We start from the raw sequence: 19,560 nt of genomic DNA on the forward strand, positions 1-19,560 counted from the left end.
AATCAATCATGCCGAGCTACTGTAATGCAAATAATCATAGAGCTAGTATGACAAAAAGATGAAAAACAAAAAAATGGGCCCCAAAGGACCCATTTTTAGCTCAATGTAATGATGATGGGATTACCAACGCATCATACGACGCACAATGCCATCATTACGGAAAGCATGATAAATAGCACCACTCACATGCACGGCAATAATGCCCAGCAGCGCCCATGCTGTCCACATATGCAGCTCACCCCAGAATTCATTTAACTCTTCACTGGGTGCCGCAATACGTGGAAACTCAATCGTCCACCAAAACACCGTATCCCAACGGGTATGAGCTGATGAAAGATAGCCAGTAATACATACCGCTAACACCAAACCATAGACAGCGACATGAGCAGCGATAGCTAACCAGTGCATCCATGGCGCCATATCGCTTGAATCTGGTGGCGCAGGCCGGTGTCTGAGACGAACATAAAGCAGCATCAGAATGATTATCACCAAAGTGATACCAATATTTTTATGTAGCTGGAAAGGAAATGCCCGAAATTGTAATTCGGGTGATGGCAAAGGTAAGCCCATCATCCACCAGCTTGAGATAAATAAAAAGAAAATTGAAACAGCTAGCAACCAATGCAGGATTACCGCCGTTCTACTAAAACCTTGTCTTTGCATAACAGCTTCCGTTTATATTTCGTTGCAATTGTAGGAGATTAGGCACTGGCTTCTGTGTGTCTGCCAGCTAATGTGCCCACGACTAACATCAAATGCAGAATGAACCAGAGCAAAATACCGCCCAGATAAATTTCTCTCAGAGTTGGGCCGGTATTCACCACAGCAGCAAACTGCAATAAATCAACGGCGGCGAGACCACTAAAGACGACAACTGCCGCTTTTGATGCCCATGGTGTGTAATTTACCAATGCTCCGCCGATAATCACTGAGATAAACGCCAACACGGCCCCGATACCCGCTAAGGTCATTTGTACATTAGGGAACCAGTCAGGTGCAGCGAGCGCTACGCCTTTAACATGCTCAATCAGGTATTCACATTCAGCTACTGTGATCCCCTCCTCTTCCAGTTCTTCCTCTGGACAGTCAGCTGCCGGCATCACACCATCCGCTGGCATATTGTTGGTCACCACGGATTGTTTCATCGCCTCATTACCCTGCACAGCCGTTAAAAAAACGCCCAGCATAATGGCGACAACACCGAGGATACTTGCCCAGTGCGGCAGTGAAGTCTTGTTGTTTTCATTAGACATGCAACACGTTTCCTCTTGTTATAGTGAATAAAACTTCTCTCTCTTAAATTGAAATAAAGACGAATCGTTTTACCTTTTCAGCTTTTGTTTCAATAGATTAGATGGTTAAAGTCAATAAACCCGCCCCATCAGTCTAGTGACAGGAAGAAAACCCAATGGTTCAAGGGAAAAATAAGAAGGTAGCCAAGCCGGAATTAAACTTAAAGTGACGACTACAGCATTATTGAGTATTGAAATTTATGCGGGTGCTGGCTTGCTGTTTCATTAATTCGATTAGCGCTTTTGCAGGTATGGGTTTGCTGTATAAATACCCTTGCAACTCATCACAGTTATGTTGACGAAAAAAATCCGCTTGTTCACGGCTCTCAACGCCTTCAGCGATGATGCGAAGATTAAGTCGTCTGGCCAGCTCAATGATAGACAAGGTAATTTCCGCCGTACTTTTATGGCTTAAGTCCTGAGTAAAACACTTATCTATTTTCAAACAGTCCAACGGAAACAACTGCAAGTGCTTCAGTGAGGAATAACCGGTACCAAAATCATCAATCGCCAGACTCATACCGTGTTTTTTAATATTCGTCATGGCCTCAACAGCGTTACTCATATTATTCATCAGCGTACTTTCCGTGACTTCCAACTCAAGTCTGGATGGTTCAATACCGGCATTTCGCAATGTCTCTGCAATTTCATCAGCAAGTGTCATATCCGAAAACTGCAGTGGCGATAAATTCACAGCAATTCTGATATGCTCCAAGCCTATCTCTTTCATTAACTTCAGATCTTCACAAGCTTTTCTGAGTACCCATTGTCCGATAGCATTAATCAATCCGGATTGCTCAGCAACGGGGATGAATGATTCTGGGCCGACATCACCTAATTCGGGACTATGCCAGCGTAATAGTGCTTCAGCCCCAACCAACCGACCAGTCAGAGCCTCAACTTGAGGCTGATAATAAATTTCAAATTCACCTCTTCCCAAAGCACCACTCATTGCTCGTTCCAACTCAGCGCGCGATTCAATCTCTTGCCCAATATCAGCAGTGTAAATGCAAATAGGAAGCGTCTTATCCAAGCGTGACTTAAACATAGCAGTATGGGCTTTTCGGAGTAATTCTGTACAGTCACGACTGTCTGTTGGCCAGATGCTGAGGCCAATATTGGGTGTCAGAACAATTTCTTCACCAAAGTCATGGATGGGGGTTTGCAAATGAAATAACAGCCTATTGGCTGCATATTGGATTGTGTTGATATCTTGCTGCTCCATAATTAAGACAGCAAAATCATCTTCATTTAAATGCGCAATAAACGCATCACTCTCCGTCGCTTGCTTTAACCGTTCAGAAATCGTTAGCAACAGAGAATCACTAATCGAGCGATCAATAACACTGATAGCTGAATCAGGTCGAGTCACATGAATAACAAACAAGGCTGCCAATGAATTGGGTTGGCTTAGATTTTTTAATTTATGCAATTGTTCCTGTAACACACCATGATTTGGCAAACCTGTGATGATATGTTGCCGGGACTGTTTTTCTAACTGAGACATGAGCTTTTTTGTAAAGCGATCGTTAAGCTGATATTGCCAGACAGTCCACAGAGGCCAGGATAATAGTGTCATGATCAAAGCACTTGCCGGTGCAAACCAGAGTTTTGGCCATAGCAATAAGCCTAATGAGCAGCCTGTAATAAGAAGCAATGCCACGATCATAGTGACAAGCGAATAACGCTGCGGCAGCCAAAACAATATCGTGACACTGAACACAATCAAGATGACCGTTAATACCGACTGAATCGGCTGTGCTAACTCATATAACCATTTATTCTGAAGTAATGTATTCATTTCCTGAGAGATGACTTCCACACCAGGCATTCGTTGATGAGACTGGTTAGCTGGGGTTGAAATCATGTCACCGATACCAGCTGAAGTGGCCCCGATTAATACATACTTGTTTTCTATAGCCGAAGCAGCAACCCGACCAGCAAGGACATCTACATAAGAAATTCGTTGTGCTTTATCTTCTGGCGATGTAAATGAAAGCATCACCTTATGGCGACGAAGCCAGCCAGTTCCTGTCTGTTTATCGGCTTTGTCTGCATAGGATGGTGGCATCCTGATGGGTCTATCATTCCCCACATTCAACATTGCCAGCGCCATACTCGGCCAATGTGGATCAGCAATACCGCCATACAAATAAAAATGACGATTCACCCCATCAATATCCAATTCCACATCAACATACCCCAAAGCCTCAGCAGCTAAGGCCAGAACAGGAATAGGTAATCGTTCTATGATGATGGAATCCGGCGTTTCCTGAATAGGTGCAACGACCAGAACAGTGCGATTATTCTCCGTCATCGCCCTGGCAAGAGACTGATCAGCATCACTATTATTTTCTGGTTCGGAAAATAACAAATCTATACCAATGGCCCGTGGTGACAGAGCCAATAACGTATCAAGCAGTTCAGCATGACGCTGTCGGGTCCATGGCCATCTGCCTAAGGCCTGGATGCTAGCATCATCAATGGCAATAATGACAATATCATCACTCATTGCCGGGGCCTGTAACGGCAGCATCAGGTCATAAATAAGTAAGTCTAAACGCTGCAGTGATTTATTCGCAGAAAGAAAAAAACCAGCTAAAGCCAGACAGATAACTAAAAAAAAGCCAATAATCCAACTACGCTGATAGTCAGACATGCTCACGGCTATACTAAATTAAAATGATTGTAAAAATTGTCCATAAGCCTAAGGGCCAGAAATTAAATGGTTCCTTGGGCAACGGTTCGATAGTTTGTGTTGCCCCCCAGGGACCTTCATAACCATCCTGCTCAATACTTTTCACACGTAAATATCGCGGAGTATCTTTAAACGGTTCAAATGCAAACTGTGGCTCTGTTACCGTTTTATCAATAATGATGTCGCTAAACGCCTTGTCATTAGCAATTTGCACCTGATAGTGCTGTTCAGTTGAACTGACATTCCAGGTGGCCATTAACAGGCCGTCTTCTTCAGCAGACAGCGATGCATCTACTTTTTCTGGAATCGCTTTGATTTGATAGGAGCGTATCGGCCCTATAGGACCCACTTCGCCATCATTTGCAATGCTGGATAAACGCCAATAATAATTTCCTAACGCTGACAAAGATGTTGTATCAAACTGTGTTTCTGTAACGGTTCGATCCAATAGTGACTGTGAGAAGTTTTTATCAGAGGCAATTTCCAGACGATAAGCCGAAGCTTCTTCAGCTGCAGTCCATTGCAATACGGGTGACTGTCCACGTAAGACCTGGGCTTCAACCGGCTTGAGTGCAATAGGTGGTTGTGGATGAGCATTGAGTCTAATCAGCACCTGTTGATCCATGCCTTCAAGCCCTAGTGTGTCAATCGCCCGAACTCGCACGGCATAATTGCCATCACTCAAATCAGGAAAGGCAATACGGTTATGCGGTGTCAGCTCTTGCCATAACAACGTTTCAAAATCATCACTGACTGCCACTTCAACCCGGTAACGGCTAGCACCGGCAATTTTTGACCAGGATAGTCGCCAATTGATTTCTGTGATGGTATTCGGCACTGGCTCAAAAACTGGCGCAGGTAGTAGTTCACGAGGCGGAATAGGCGGTTTACCTGACACAACCTGAGTACCGAAACCTTTATTCACCAATAACTGTTTATTGGCGCCGGAAACGGCCACTTTTCCACGAAGTACTTCTATATTTGAGACATCCCCCTCTTCCATGACGAGTGCTCTATAAATCGTGCCACGAACTGCACTGATAGCTGACGGCGTTTCAATTTCAAAGCGTGAACCAGGACCAACGGCCGGAGTCACTTTGGTATCTATCCGGCCTTTTAATAAGTTCAGCCTGGAATCGACCATGCCGGTTACTCCATGTGCACTCAAATGGTCGAAGTGAACGATGCTTTTTTCATGAAGGGAAAGTATCGACTTATCAGCGAACTCAATGGCAACACTGCTATTATCAGTCGTCATTAATTGATCACCAAGCTGCATTAAAGAGCCGACTTTTGCAGGCTCAGTGGAAGCGCTTCTGGCGCGCTGAATTTCAGCAGTTCCGGTGATGGAAACAATCTTGGCGGCGACGGGGTTACTGCGAATCCAGTCTAGAGGTACACGTATCCTGGTGCCTGGCTGTAGATGTTTGGGGTTTTCAATATTATTGAGTTTACGTAACTGCTCAAACCGAGTGACTTTATCAAGATGCTGTTCACTCAAACTCCAGAGATTATCACCTTCAACGACGGTATAAATCCAATCCTCGGCATACACCCCTGTCGAGACAAAAAACCAAATAACCGACAACAAGACAAATCGATAAATACCTATAAAAGACAGATATTTCACTGGCATCTCCAAGTGTTATTTGTGATTTTCATCCTTTTTCGTATAGTAGCACTCAACTCAGCAAAAACGACACTGTTTTACATAAAAAAATCAGTATGGATAAAGTGTTATAAAATCAGCTATCAGTGATTTTGATTTTCATTCATCAAGTGCCTTTTCAAGCCACTCTCACGTTGATGTCGGGTTTGAATCGTGTGACGTAATGTCACTTCTTTACTGAGGATAAATACCTGCTGTTTGGCTCGGGTAATCGCGGTATAAAGCAGTTCACGGTTAAGAATAGGGCTGATTTCATCTGGTAATAAAATACTAACGCTATCAAACTCGGAGCCCTGGCTTTTATGCACCGTCATCGCAAACGCAGTTTCATGAGCAGGAAGTCGGTTAATCGGTACCCAACGCACTTCCTCATCAAAACAAAAACAGGCGCGAAGTTGTCCAGTCTCATCATGCAAAATGATGCCCGTGTCACCATTAAACAGTCGTTGCCGGTAATCATTTTGCGTAATCATAATCGGTCTGCCAGCATAAAACGGTAAGCTGGTTCGCCAGCCGCGTTGTGCCAATAAACGCATCAGCAAACGATTCACTGATAACACTGATTGTGGCCCTTGCTTTAAGGCAGCCAGAATTCTGAACGTATCAAAGGCCTGTACTACTTGTTGTGGTGACTGTTTGGATTCCACCGCCTCAATAAAACTTTGGTATCCAGCCATAAAGCATCTTTGCTGCTGCTTTTCATCACTATCCGACCAGATATCATTCACACTTGGATTTAATAAAGCGAGCGCGGCCAGTACATCACCTTCATTCACCTGTTTGGCTAATTGGCCAATCGCACTGTCTTTATCGAAACGATAACTGTGTTGCAGACGCACAAAGCTATTTAACAGCGTCGATGGCGCTGAGTTTTCTGAGACAGGAATATCCAGTTCGGGAAATTGCTCACTGAACTCAGCCGAAAACTGGCCTTGTTGTTCATCACTCAAATTCGCTAACACCGCACCAGACTCAACGGAGGCCAATTGTTGGCTGTCACCTAATAAAATCAGTCTGGCTGAAGGCGATAAAGCTCGCATTAATTTGGCCATCAAACTGATATCGACCATCGATGCTTCGTCAATGATCAATACATCTAATGGTAAAGGACGTTCGGCATGGTAACGACCCTGGTCGTTATGCTCAGTAATGCCCAATAAGCGATGCAGCGTTTTTACTTCATAGGGATGCTGAGCACTAATCGATTGCTGCAGTCTGGCAGCGGCCTTACCCGTGGGTGCCGCCAGCCCAATATGTAGATCAGGAAATTGCTGTTGCAAACTATTAAGCATGCTTAACACAATCGTGGTTTTACCCGTGCCGGGGCCACCAGAGATAACCGCAAATTGTCTGGTCAAGGCTACAGCGACAGCGACTTTTTGCCAGTCTGTACCTCCAATCACACTGGTCCAGCGGCTAAGATCGGCATTGAGTTGTTCTATATCGATATCATCGACGGGCTGTAAACGTTGCTGAATCAGCCGAGCCACATCCTGCTCATCACGATAATAACGGTAAAGATAAACCAGGCCTTGTTCTGTCAAAATCAGTGGCGTGTAATCACCGGGCTGACCAACTGTTTTGGCCTGTGACAATATTTCCATCCAGTCAGCAACAGAATCAGGTAATACCGATTTTAAGGGCTGACAAAATGTGGGGAGTTGATGCAAATTCAGACACACATGTCCTTCAGCAATCGCTTCTGACAATATGGCTGCCGTCATGCTTACCACTGGACGCATGCCCTGTTCTTTACGATCGATATAGGCGGCAAACTGACAGGCTAATTCGCTTAAACCGTGCTGGCGTAATAACTTCAGCAAATCAGACATCGTCCACCTCAGACATGCAACGGTTGAGCGCTTCTAATAAGGCAGTCGATGGACGTTCAAAATACACACCCGCTTGACCCCAATCCGGATGCATACCCCGTATAAACAAGTAATACACACCGCCAAAATGCTGCTTAGGATCGTAATCAGTCAGACGCGTTTGCAGATAACGATGCAATGCCAAGCTGTAAATTAAATATTGCAGCGGATAGCTATGAGCCACCATGGCCTCATCTAACGCTGCCTGCCGATAATTGTCAGCCTGAGTTCCTAACCAGTTGGATTTATAGTCGGCAATATAAAAACGCCCCTCATGCTCAAACACCAGATCGATAAAGCCTTTCATAAAGCCGCTAAGATCGACAAATTGTAATGACTTCACCACCGGACTGAGAATCGGGTAATCGTCGACAAAAGGCATTAATGTCTGTTTTAAACTTTTTGCTGTTAACTGCCTTACTGGAAAGAAAAATGCCATTTCATCTAAACGCTGCTGCGGCTGAATATCACGTAAGGTCAGCCCGGTTTGCTGATTTAATTTAGTACTGACCACGGCATCCAACCAGGATGAAACGACAGCAGACCACTCATTATCAATGCCAAACTGGCTTAACGTTTTGTCTACCAAGATGGTGAGTTCTTCATTCTGCTGCTGGAAGTCCCAGTGTTCAAACAAGCTATGTAAACAGGTACCGGCATTTGCGCCTTTTGGAAACCCAAACCGATCCTGACGTGGCTCACTGCTTGGCATGTCTACTGGCAGCAACGGTGCGTCATGATCCGGTAACTCGATATGCTGCCCGTGACTCAAGCCGGTAAAGCTACCAATATGCCAGGGTGTCTGAATCTGTCCTGCAAACTGTCTCGCTTGTAATGTCTGTGCTGACACATCCGCCTGTTTGACAACCGGTGGTACATCCGCATCCCAGGTAATCACGTTCATATTGTCTTGCTGTGATGCCACCATCTGCTGCAAACTTTGTTGCATTTCACCAGCATTAACTTGTTCTAACTCAGGATGAAGCAACTGAAATAAGGCGCTTTGCTGAACGTTTTTCACAGGTGCCCACACAATCACACACTGTTCACGAGCACGGGTTAATGCCACATAAAGCAAACGTAAGTCTTCAGCTTGCTGCTCTTCAGCCATAATCGGTTGTGCTTCAGAAAAACCAGGCTCGCCAAAGGCAACACAGGCCTGATTATCGTCTGCTCGATGAAACGTCATCACTGTCGGCTGTTGATTGAACTGGCTTTGATGCCAGAGGAACGGACAAAACACAATCGGGTATTCCAGCCCTTTACTAGTGTGAATGGTAATCACTTTGACCAGTTGTTCATCACTTTCCAGCCGAATCTGAGCGGCATCGCCACTTTTATCAGCAGACTGTCGCTGTGAAGCTAACCACATCAAAATAGCTTCCATCGTATTATTGCGTCGCGTTGCATGCGCCTGAATCAATTCAGCCAAATGCAATAAATTGGTCAGTTGCCGTTCACCATCAGCTAAGGCTAACCAGTGACGTTGCACATCCAGTGCAGCCAGTAAGGCACGGAACATCACAATAAAACCGGCCTGCTGCCATTGCTCATGCAGCGAGACAAAAAAGTCTGTCTGCTTCAGCCACTGCTGTTCGTCTTGCTGAGCCTGATAAATGTCTAATGCACTTTTAGCAAATAAGGGGGTTGCTAAAGCCGTGGCAATCAGGCTGTCATTACTGGGTTGAGCAATCGCCATTAACACCCGTTCCAGCATCACCGCCTGCGGTGTTTCAAACACACTGTCACGTGACTGCTGCACACTGTTCACACCACGTGCCCGTAGTGCCTGCTGAATGGTTGTTGCCTGTTTATGGCTTCTGACTAAGACGGCAATATCACCGCCATTGAGCTGACGTTGACGGCCATCTTTATCGGTCAGCATTACCTCATCGCTGGCTGACTGATTTAACAAAGTTGCGATCTGATCGGCAGTCACATTTGCCGCATTTTGCATCATATCGCTAACATTAAATGGCGTGTCAGATGACATCCATACCCATGATAGCGGCGACAAAGCCTGGCCTGACACCGTTAAACACGCCTCATCAGCACGAGCCGCTTTCACTGGATAAAACGGAATATCGTCATACAAAAACGGCTGTGGCACGCGTTCGAACAAATGATTAACCGCCTTCACCAGACGTGGATGCGAGCGCCAGTTGGTATCCAGATTAAACTCATTGCTAGCCGCATGTTTTGCTTTCAGATAAGTAAAAATATCAGCGCCACGGAAACTGTAAATCGCCTGTTTTGGGTCGCCAACAAAAAACACCGGCTGCTCGGTGTTGGCAAAAATCGTATGAAAACAGTCGTATTGAATCGGATCGGTGTCCTGAAACTCATCAATCAATGCCGCCTGAAACTGCTCACGAATTTTAGCGATCAGCTTATCGGCTTGCGGGCCATGTAAGGCCTGTTGCAGATTAAGTAACAAATCATCAAAGGCCTGCAGTTTTAATTGCTGTTTACGTTTGGGTAACTCAGTGGCGAGATACTCTGATAATTGCTGACGTAGTTGCTGCAATTGTAACGAACGCGCCGTTTGCAGTTGTTGGTCGGTATCGAGCAAGACATCACATGCCCGCCATAAACTCAGTTCAGGTAGCTCCTGTCCCTTTTTCAGCGCCTGTGTCAGTTCAGCCTGACCAAACTTGGCAAACTTCTCAAACAATCCTGCTTGTTTTCCAGCCTGCATCAGGCTGTCCATTTCAGCTATCCAGCCACTGACACTGGCCGCACGATATTTATTACCGTTGAGCACGTTTTTATCCTGCAAAACCGCAATCGCTTCATCACGCTGTTGCCACCACAACGACTGAACGTGTTCAAACTGCTCATCATATAAAGCTTGTAATGGCTCCACCGCCATTTCCGGCAGCGGTATGACTTCAAGATAAGGTTTGCCAATCAAGCTGCTGACTGACTGCAATAACACTTCCGGGCTTTGGCGTTTTTGTAATAAATAACGGGCAAAAGCGTTATCTGCCGAGCTGACATAACGACGCCAGAAATCATCGGCAACCGCTTGTTTGAGTTCTTGTTCATCGGCCACCATTTCCATATCAAAGAAATGACCGCTTTCAAATGCAAAGTCCTGCAAAGCGCGTTGGCAAAAACCATGAATGGTGTAAATAGCGGCTTCATCAAAACTCTGAATCGCCAGTTGTAAACGTTTTATCGCCTGAGGATCTGCCTGCGCTTGTTGGCTCAGTTGTTTACGTTCATCAACCAGTCGTGCCCTTAAACGTCCGCGTAACTCTTCGGTAGCTGCACGGGTATAAGTCACCACCAGAATCTGGCTGACTTCCAGTTTCTGTTCCACCACCAGACGGCAATACAGCTCTGCCAGCGTAAAGGTTTTACCGGTGCCGGCACTGGCTTCAATTAGATTAATGCCTTTGAGTGCAACCGTGTCCACATTAAATTGGGCACTCATAATTGCCCTCCTTCAATGTGCTGCTGAATCGGCCCATAGACCTGCAAGGCAATCTCAGCAAAGTTTTCATCGAGAGGGTTTGCCGGGAAACAACATTGATAATAAGCATCGTCCTGTTCAGCCATCACAAACTCACCGGCGGGTGCCCAGGCTCTTTCAGCCGCTTGCTGGGCTTTCTCCGGTTTATCACTCAGTGCTTGTTTGGCATACGCCAGACTGGTTTTATCAAACAGTGGCAAAGGTTGTTGGCAGCCTTGCCAATATAAGTTGAGATATTGCTCCAGTAACTGACGCGCATTATCTACCGGTGTGAAACACAGCTCATCATCTTCAAAGACCAGTTGGGTGGTTAACCTCATGCCTGCTGGTTTCAGAATATTGAGGATCAAGTGTTCTAACCAGCCATTAATCAGATCGCGTCCTTTTTTACGTGATAAACGATAGCGCAATAGCCCTGCTTCACTGAGATTATCGAGCTGACCACTGATGTTGAACTCACCTATCTCAAGTTCAAAGGGTAAAGCCGGTAAACGTTCATCACCCAGATAGGGCATTAATGTCTCTACAAATGCCTCAACTTTACGGTTTTCCTGATGAAGCCATTCTTCGCCAAACTCACCTTGAGGTAACATGCCAGTGGCGTGTACTAGTTCAGAAATATGGGTTTCAGTGGTTTGGCTGAGTTTACTTTCCAGCAGCCATTGTCTGAGCTGCCAGGCTTCCAGCCCGTTTAACTCAAACGGTTCACGACTACTCAATTCATCTTCATCCAGTTCCAGTCTGACGCCTAAACGTTCACGGCAAAGAAACCGGGCCGGATGCATAAAAAACTGGCTGAGTTGCATCAAGCTAATGTCTCGCCATGACGCATCAGGTTCTGGTAATGGTTCTGCAAACCATAATGTAGATTCAGTTTTTGTGTCTGGTTTGGGACATTGCAAGGCATTAAAACTAAACAGCTTGTCATGCTGCTGATCAAAATAACGGCGACTAAAGGCTTGCAGTGGATGATGTGTCACCAGCTGTTTTATGACTGAATCGCCCTGCTCAGTGACAAACCGTTCATCCAGATAATCCAGCAAATCGCTAATCAACACAGACGGTGGAATCTCCGCATTATCGGTAATGCTGGCGCCGATATAACTGATATAAAGCGTTTGTTGAGCAGACAATAAGGCTTCCAGGAACAGATACCGATCATCATCACGACGTGAACGATCACCTTCGCGATGATGGTGCGCCAACAGATCAAAACCTAAACTCGGCTGACGACGTGGGAACACGTCATCATTCATACCAATCAGACAAACTACATCAAATGGAATACTACGCATCGGCACCATGCCGCAGAAGGTAACGCCATGCCCCATAAAACGATGACTATTATCTAAGGGTTCCAGATGGGATTGCTGCCAGCTTAAGATCACATCAATGCCAATCGTTTCCTCAAAGCCAGCTAAATCGGTACTTTCAATCAAGCGATCAAGTTGGCTACGGATGGAAATCAGCTCACGTTCGGCCAACGGATCATCCAGCTGTTCTGCCTCAAAGAAGGTATCCAGACAACGGTTTAAATGCTGTTGCCAATCATGGGGTGTTCGTGGACGGCTGAGCTGTTGTCGCCAGTCATCCAGTGCAGAAATAAACTGTGATACTGCCGCCACAATCCGGGCTTTATCACCAGTAATGCCATCCATAGCAAGTTGGCCGTCAAACAAGCGCCAGGGTTCGCCCTGCTCGGTCAGCGGCATAGCGTACCCCAGTAATAAACGGTCTAAGCCGGCACGCCAGGTATTGGCATCATTAGCTGGTAACTCCAATGCCATTTTATCTTTGGCATCGTGACCCCAACGAATCCGGGTTTGCTGACACCATTCGCGTAACCACAATAAAGCCGCTTCATCCAACTGAAAACGCTGTTGAATGGCCGGACACTCCAGCAAAGCCAGCACACTTTCCACATCAAACCGTGACTGTGGCAACGCTAAAATACTGAACCAGGCATTGAGTAAAATACTTTCTTGCTGACCGCTGCTATCAGCAATACTAAATGGAATCGCATGAGCCGGATCAGCCGCACCGAATACCGCTTCAATCCAGGGGGCATACACATCAATATCGGGCGTCATCACCACAATATCCGTAGGTGATAAATCGGGCTGCTGTTCAAACATCGCCAACAGCTGATCTTGCAGAATTTCCATTTCTCGCATCGAGCTATGACAGACTTGAATCAGGATAGAGTTATCATCAGCACTCACTGTTTGCTGCTGTCCAACATCCAGCTCAAACATATCGGCTTTCAACATGCCCAGCATGGTATCGGGGTGTGGCTCTGCAAAACAGGTTTCCGCCTCATGAGGCAGTTCCTGACACTGACGAAAGAACTCCTGCCCTTGTTTGCCCAGGCTCGCTAATAATGGATGACCTACATCTGCATTCAGCTCTGGTTCGGGCTCTTCCAGCATGAGTTCCAATTGCTGACGCTGTTGCTGTTTGGCATCAATTAAATCGCCCCAATAATGTTGACTGGGGGATAAATAAAACAGCGTGATATCGACAAATTTCGCCATTAAAGCAAAGGTCTGCAAATACACGGGTGGTAACGAGGAGATGCCAAAAATACTGAGTCGTTCAGGAAGGCCGGCCGGCTTTTCGATAGCCGATTGTAATAGATGATTAAGCTGGTTTAACAATCTGGCCCGATGCATAGGTTCGGGATCATCCGCCGTGATTTTTTGCCAGAGAAGCCCTTGCCAGTTATCGCTTTTTCCCTGCTCCCATTCTGCAATCCAGTCTGGTCGGTACATCAGGTACTGATCATAGGTATCCGCCAGCCGTTCGGCTAATTGAAAACGTTTTAATTCATCCGTTTGTTCACCTAAATAAGCGGCAATCGCACTAAATTCCGGCTCATCTGCTAACTCGGGCAACAGGGCAAATAAACGCCAGCTAATCGGTGCTTTGGCATAAGGTGAATGCAGAGGAATATCCGGCCAGATTTGCCGAAATAAACGCCAGATATAGGCAGAGGGAAAAGGAAACTCCGTATTGGCACTAATACCATGCTCATTGGCTAGATACAGTGACAACCAGCGAGCTAGCTCGTTACTCTGCACAATAATATTTTCCTGCTCAAACGGACTGAGCGGCGCGGACTGAAGCTGTTCAGCAAGCCAGGCAGCCAGTTGTCTGCTGTCATTACTGTAAACCATCTTCAGCATGTGGATTCCTTCACGTCAAAAGCCACATATTACGGGATGTTGCGGTTGAAACAAACTGCTTTGAATGTCAGAACAAGGGCTGAAGCTAACACCATTAAAAATAAGGGCTTATCTGCTTTATAAAAAACAGCTGAACAGCCAAGCCTCAGGTCATCCCGCCCATTCGAGCTTACTTAGCATTTTCTATGATGTTTGTTTGTGGCATACCTCACATTATTTTGAAAATTCATCACATTGTCATAATCCATCATTATCTTGAGCGTCATCTCTATTACCTGACTTGGAGTTAACGTGAAACATACACATAAACTACTGATTGCTTCGATATTAACCGCTTTATACAACGCACCCGTGCTGGCAGAAGATTGTGTTGCCGGTGGTACAACTGGCTCCCCTACCCTGACTTGTACTTCAGCTGACAGCAATAATATTGATGATAAGCGTGATAATTTGTCAGTGACCGTTGAAAATGGTGCAGAAATCGTCGATGAAAAAGATCGACCTGTGCAATTGAAAGGGTCAAACCAGACTGTCTATAACTATGGCCTTATCGAAAGCGGCGATGATGATGCTATTCGCGCTAAAGGTGCCAACCTGACCATTGATAACTCAGGCATGATTATTGGTGGTGATCGCGGTATTCGCCTGCAGGACAAAGCAAGCAATTTCACCTTAATTAATCGTGAAACAGGACAAATCTTCGCTGAAAATCAAGCCGTAAGATTAGATGATGACACCGAACTGAAAAATGCACACATTACTAACTATGGTCAGATCGAGAGTGAAAAAGGTCGTGCTATTCAGAGTCGTGGTGCAGGCACAACAGTCATTAACTACGGGACATTACGTGGTAATGAAGAAGTGGTTGAAGCACGCGAAGACTTCACCCTTGAAAATCACGGCACCATCGCCCTGAATGGTTTGTCATGGAACGCAGCAACAAAAACCTGGACAAATACTGGCGCCACGGATGATGAAGATGGTGTGCAATTTGCCAGTGGCACCGCAGATAACTATGGTGTGATTTTGGGCACCGATGACGGTATCGATATCGACGAAGGCAAAGTACACAACCATGCTACTGGTGTCATTGTTTCAACCGGTACAGAAAGTGACCCTTTAAATGGGGGTAATGGTATTGATATTGATCCACTTTTCGAACCGAATGTAGGTGATGTTCGCACAGCCGGTCCACTGACCATCATCAATGAAGGTTACATCGAAGGCGTTCATGCCATTGGTTCGGATGATGCCAGTACTTCTGAAGTTACCGTCACCAACAGTGGTACTTTAGTCGGTCGTTCAGGCACAGCTATACATTTTGCGCCCAATCAAGGTAACAGCAGCCTGACACTGACAGGTAACAGTGAAATTATCGGTGATGTGATGTTCGGTAGCGGTGACGATATGGTGATCGTTGACGGACTCACTGCCACAGGTGAGCTGAGTTCAGGTATCTTCGATGGCAGCTTGGGCAATAACAGCATTATCTTCAAGGACTTTGAACTGTCAGATATTTTGTCATTTGAAATATCAGATGCACTTGTCTACCTGTCATTAGGCGTCGATAGTGGCGAGCTGTTATCAGGCAAATTCAAAAACTTCTCATCATGGGGTTTTGGTGATGGCATGTTCTCTACTGAGTATCTTGCCAGCCAGTTCGCTAACCCAAGTGCCGTACCATTACCTGCAGCACTGCCATTGTTTGCTTTTGGTCTGATTGGCATGTGGGCGGGTCGTTCACGTCTTACAGGTTCTAAAGCGGCCTAGTTCAGTTATGGTTAAACACTGACAGCAGCATAAGCAGTATTCAGGGCCAGTTTAAACATCTTTTTTCGTGTTTAAACTGGCCCTGAGTTTTATCGGTTTTGCTTAACTTTATATGTGATGTTTATGCAACTAAACTCGCTTTACGACGCAAACCCAAAAAGCCGAATAAGACCGGTGCCAACAAGAAAAACGCGGCAGGAATAGGCACAGCACTCACAGCCTGACTTATCACAAGATTCGCAAAGGTATCGCCAAATACCACTTCAAAATTAAAACCACTTATCGCCGGTAAAATAATGCTGTCAAAACTACCGACGATGCTGGCAAAGGTCAGGAAGTTAAATGTGCCTTCTTGCACATCATCACCAATAAACTCAAAGCTTAATAAACCAGCCAGCGAAGCGACACCCGAAATATCCAGCAGATCGGAGTGCGTTTCATCAAACTCCACAACCATCGAACCAAATTCACCTTGCGTGTAATTACCATTAATCGTCATCGTACCGACCGAATTACCGGCGGTCAGACTGGCATAGTTGTCATACCCGGTACCATTTACCGTCACAAGGCTGTTAATGGTGCCGGTTCCTGACAAGTTACCCCCATTAATATTGACGCTGGTTTGGCTCATGACACCATTGTTGATAGTTTGACCTGCGGTTTGAGTGTAATCACCAACCCAGGCACCACTACCGACCAATTTCGCTTTTTCATTGTTAATAAACGTGCCAGTGTTAACGAAGGCGTTCTGGTTATATATCGATTTATTATTCGTCATCACACCATTGTTCACCACGGTGTCATTAATAGCATTGGTCAAGACATAGTTATTCGTCATTGAACCCTGATTAATTAAGCGACCTGCGTTAGTGAATGTGCCCTCATTATTCAGCGTGCCATTATTCACCAGGGTAGAAGCAATGTAGTTATTTAATTTACCGGCGCGGCTATTGGTCAAAATGCCATTATTAGTAACGGTCCCACCTCTGTAACTCGATAAAGTACCGGTATTGGTGAGAATATCGTTATTGCTCAATTGTCCGTTATTGCTAAAGGTGCCCTGATTCAGAAATTCAGCCTGATTATCAATTTGGCCATCATTGATCCATCTGCCACTTTTATTCTCTATATAGCCTGTATTGGTAATCTGACCACTTGCTGCATTATTCAAATCACTGACATGCGTTGTCATGCTTCCCGTGTTTAGCAAGATGCCAGAATTATTTAAATCACTGTATTTACCATAAAAAGTACCATTATTAATAAAGGTACCCTGATTAGCTAAAACAGGATCTACAGAAAAAGGCCAGCCTATCACTGACAACTCACTATCATTTTGAAACTGTGTTCCGGACACAATGCTTGTCGTGGCATCATCATCAATCGTTAAAGGCGAAGTGTTTATTCCAGATAAAACACCATCAGCACTGGCGGCAGCGCTTAATAGGAGTGATGATGTAAATAAGGTCGTGAATAAAGAACGTTTTAGAAATTGAGTATGCATGTTCTGAGTCTCTCTCGGTCTATGTAACTCAGCCACCTTAAGAGCTTAAGGTCTGTAGCTTTCCGTCCTCAGCTCACGCTGAGTTTGGCAATAATGATATGGGCATCCAACCCAGCCAGGATTGATGATATAGAGACAGCTACAACGGCACTATCCGATTTTCGCAAACGTATAAATTAATGAGAGACGGGCATTGAGGATAATATTTTCTGACTCGTATATGATGTGCTTTCACATACCTAAGACGGAATAATAAGGGATAGCTATTTTGGTTTTTCGTTACTTTATTTGCCTGCTTTTTTTGATATTACAGGCCTGCTCATCCATACCCACCACACAAAACCGCACTGATACGGCAGTTCGTTTAGCTCAGCTCAATGGCTGGAAATCCCAGATCATCACTACAGCCTCATTTAACTTGCAAAGCTTTATCCCTGAAAAAATCTCACCGTCCGAAGAGTTAACCATTTACATAGAAGGTGATGGTTTAGCCTGGCTGAGTCGACGGAAAATGTCTTCAGATCCGACCCCTATCGATCCATTAACACTCAAGCTCGCACTTCTCGATAACCATGCCGTCTATCTGGCCCGCCCATGCCAATATGTGTGGTCTGGAGGCTGTGAACAGCGTCTGTGGACTTCAGCCCGCTTTTCTCCTGAGGTATTACAAGCGATGAATCAAGCCGTGGATAAGTTAAAAGCCCAATATCAGGCTTCTTCTTTACGGCTTATTGGTTACTCTGGGGGGGGTGCTGTCGCGACGTTATTAGCGGCTGAGCGAGACGATGTTTCTCAGTTAGTCACTGTGGCAGGTAATATTGATACTGATTACTGGACGACATTACAGCATATTTCTCCGTTAACAGGCTCATTAAATCCAGCAGACCAGTGGCCTTCATTACAGGCCATTCCACAAATTCATTTTGTGGGGAGTGAAGATAAGATCATGCCCGTTGCTGTGGCTAACGCATACCAGCAACATTTTCCTCAATCAAAGCGCCCCACTGTAAGAGTAATCACCGGTATGACTCATCATTGCTGCTGGGTTGAGCACTGGCCAGAGCTATTGCAGGAAATATCTGCCGCTAAGAAACCTGCCCCTTAATTAAATGCTCGACGTAATGTCGCTGACGGTAGCTCGCCAAATAACTGTAGATAATCATTGGAAAACCGCCCTAAATGCCAGAAGTGCCAGTCGCTGGCTACTTGCGTCACCGTCATATTAATATCTGTAGGCCTGAGCAATTGGGATCGCACTCGATTTAACCTCAAGCGATAAAGGTAGGCATTAGGGGTGATGCCCATTACTTTTTTAAAGTGATACTGCAAGTTACGCTGACTGATACAGACATCTTTACAAATATCGATAATGGTTGGGCAAATATGACTGTCCAGCTTAGCGTGAATATAGTCGATAGCTAATCTCACTGATTTAGCCGCTCTTCGCCGTGCCACGACATCAGTTTCTTGCCCATCAAAAAGTAAGGATGAATCTAATGACAGCAGCACATGTTCCATCACAGAAGTATTTAAATGTTTTTGCTGCTCTGGCTGACGGTCATCCGAAGACATCGCTGATAATTGATATAGGTAATCAGTAAACAGCTCTAACGGTTGTCGATTTACACCATCAAATACTAAAACACTGTCCACAGGCATTTCCCACTGCCGTGGATTCATCGCTCTGGCAGACTCAAGTAAGGCCGATTGTTCGAATCGAAAATAGACCGTTTCAGCATTTCCCTCAGCCTGGATATCGACTTCAACATTAGCTGGCAAGAAAAATAGTGAATTCTCAAAGGCATTATATTCAGATACTCGTACCTGATTTTGTGTGGTACGTTCGAAGGAGATGGTACAAAAGTCTTTTTCGATGATGGCGCGTTTATGTACGACCTGATTTTGCTGCTCGAACACCACTCTGAACGCCTCATTACCCACTTCACGGTAGTGCCCATAAAACTGACCTGCGGATAACTGGTTAATCTCAATCGGTAACCAATCTTGCACAAGCTGCTGTTCATAAGCATCAAACAAAGGCTGATCACAATACACAAGCGCTTGTGTCGGTATCATATTAATGTGTTGGCACA

The 19,560-nt window shown here is 45.3% G+C and carries 11 protein-coding genes and 1 riboswitch; of the genes, 2 read left to right on the top strand and 9 right to left on the bottom strand.

Going from position 1 to position 19,560, the window contains the following annotated elements:
- Positions 1 to 120: 120 nt before the first annotated feature.
- The 7 genes from QQL60_RS07970 to recC form a co-directional block, all read right to left on the bottom strand.
- Positions 121 to 663, bottom strand: a complete 543-nt coding sequence (locus QQL60_RS07970; protein ID WP_007146459.1) for a cytochrome b — start codon at positions 661 to 663, stop codon at positions 121 to 123.
- 38 nt (positions 664 to 701) lie between these two features.
- Complete coding sequence (locus tag QQL60_RS07975; RefSeq protein ID WP_007146460.1) at positions 702 to 1,253, bottom strand: hypothetical protein; 552 nt, start codon at positions 1,251 to 1,253, stop codon at positions 702 to 704.
- Between the two features lie 220 nt (positions 1,254 to 1,473).
- Positions 1,474 to 3,951 carry an EAL domain-containing protein gene (locus tag QQL60_RS07980; RefSeq protein ID WP_284722988.1) on the bottom strand — a complete coding sequence of 826 codons (2,478 nt, stop codon included), beginning with the start codon at positions 3,949 to 3,951 and terminating at the stop codon, positions 1,474 to 1,476.
- A gap of 13 nt (positions 3,952 to 3,964) precedes the next feature.
- On the bottom strand, positions 3,965 to 5,620 hold the full coding sequence (locus QQL60_RS07985) for a FecR domain-containing protein (RefSeq protein ID WP_007146462.1): 1,656 nt from the start codon (positions 5,618 to 5,620) through the stop codon (positions 3,965 to 3,967).
- A gap of 122 nt (positions 5,621 to 5,742) precedes the next feature.
- The gene (gene recD / locus QQL60_RS07990; protein ID WP_007146464.1) at positions 5,743 to 7,491 is read right to left on the bottom strand and encodes an exodeoxyribonuclease V subunit alpha; all 1,749 of its coding nucleotides are present in this window, start codon (positions 7,489 to 7,491) and stop codon (positions 5,743 to 5,745) included.
- Positions 7,484 to 10,969 (bottom strand): exodeoxyribonuclease V subunit beta, encoded by a 3,486-nt coding sequence (recB, locus tag QQL60_RS07995; protein ID WP_284722989.1) that lies wholly within the window; start codon positions 10,967 to 10,969, stop codon positions 7,484 to 7,486. The genes recD and recB overlap by 8 nt, the downstream gene beginning before the upstream one ends.
- A complete protein-coding gene (gene recC / locus QQL60_RS08000; protein WP_284722990.1) occupies positions 10,966 to 14,193 on the bottom strand; it encodes an exodeoxyribonuclease V subunit gamma in 3,228 nt (1,075 codons plus the stop codon). The genes recB and recC overlap by 4 nt, the downstream gene beginning before the upstream one ends.
- 291 nt (positions 14,194 to 14,484) lie before the next feature.
- Here recC and QQL60_RS08005 point away from each other — a divergent pair, with 291 nt between their 5' ends.
- Positions 14,485 to 15,963, top strand: coding sequence for a hypothetical protein (locus QQL60_RS08005; RefSeq protein ID WP_284722991.1), 1,479 nt, complete (start codon positions 14,485 to 14,487; stop codon positions 15,961 to 15,963).
- 121 nt (positions 15,964 to 16,084) lie between these two features.
- On the opposite strand, the gene QQL60_RS08010 is transcribed toward QQL60_RS08005, so the two are convergent.
- Positions 16,085 to 17,467: an autotransporter outer membrane beta-barrel domain-containing protein gene (locus tag QQL60_RS08010; RefSeq protein ID WP_284722992.1), complete on the bottom strand. Its 1,383-nt coding sequence runs from the start codon at positions 17,465 to 17,467 to the stop codon at positions 16,085 to 16,087.
- A gap of 19 nt (positions 17,468 to 17,486) precedes the next feature.
- Positions 17,487 to 17,566: riboswitch (cyclic di-GMP riboswitch) on the bottom strand.
- 169 nt (positions 17,567 to 17,735) lie between these two features.
- Between QQL60_RS08010 and QQL60_RS08015 the strand changes: the two genes are divergently transcribed.
- A complete protein-coding gene (locus tag QQL60_RS08015; RefSeq protein ID WP_284722993.1) occupies positions 17,736 to 18,572 on the top strand; it encodes an alpha/beta hydrolase in 837 nt (278 codons plus the stop codon).
- On the opposite strand, the gene QQL60_RS08020 is transcribed toward QQL60_RS08015, so the two are convergent.
- The gene (locus QQL60_RS08020) at positions 18,569 to 19,543 is read right to left on the bottom strand and encodes a helix-turn-helix domain-containing protein (protein WP_284722994.1); all 975 of its coding nucleotides are present in this window, start codon (positions 19,541 to 19,543) and stop codon (positions 18,569 to 18,571) included. The genes QQL60_RS08015 and QQL60_RS08020 overlap by 4 nt on opposite strands.
- Positions 19,544 to 19,560: the final 17 nt, after the last annotated feature.

The sequence above is a fragment of the Methylophaga thalassica genome (assembly GCF_030159795.1).
Taxonomy (GTDB): domain Bacteria; phylum Pseudomonadota; class Gammaproteobacteria; order Nitrosococcales; family Methylophagaceae; genus Methylophaga; species Methylophaga thalassica.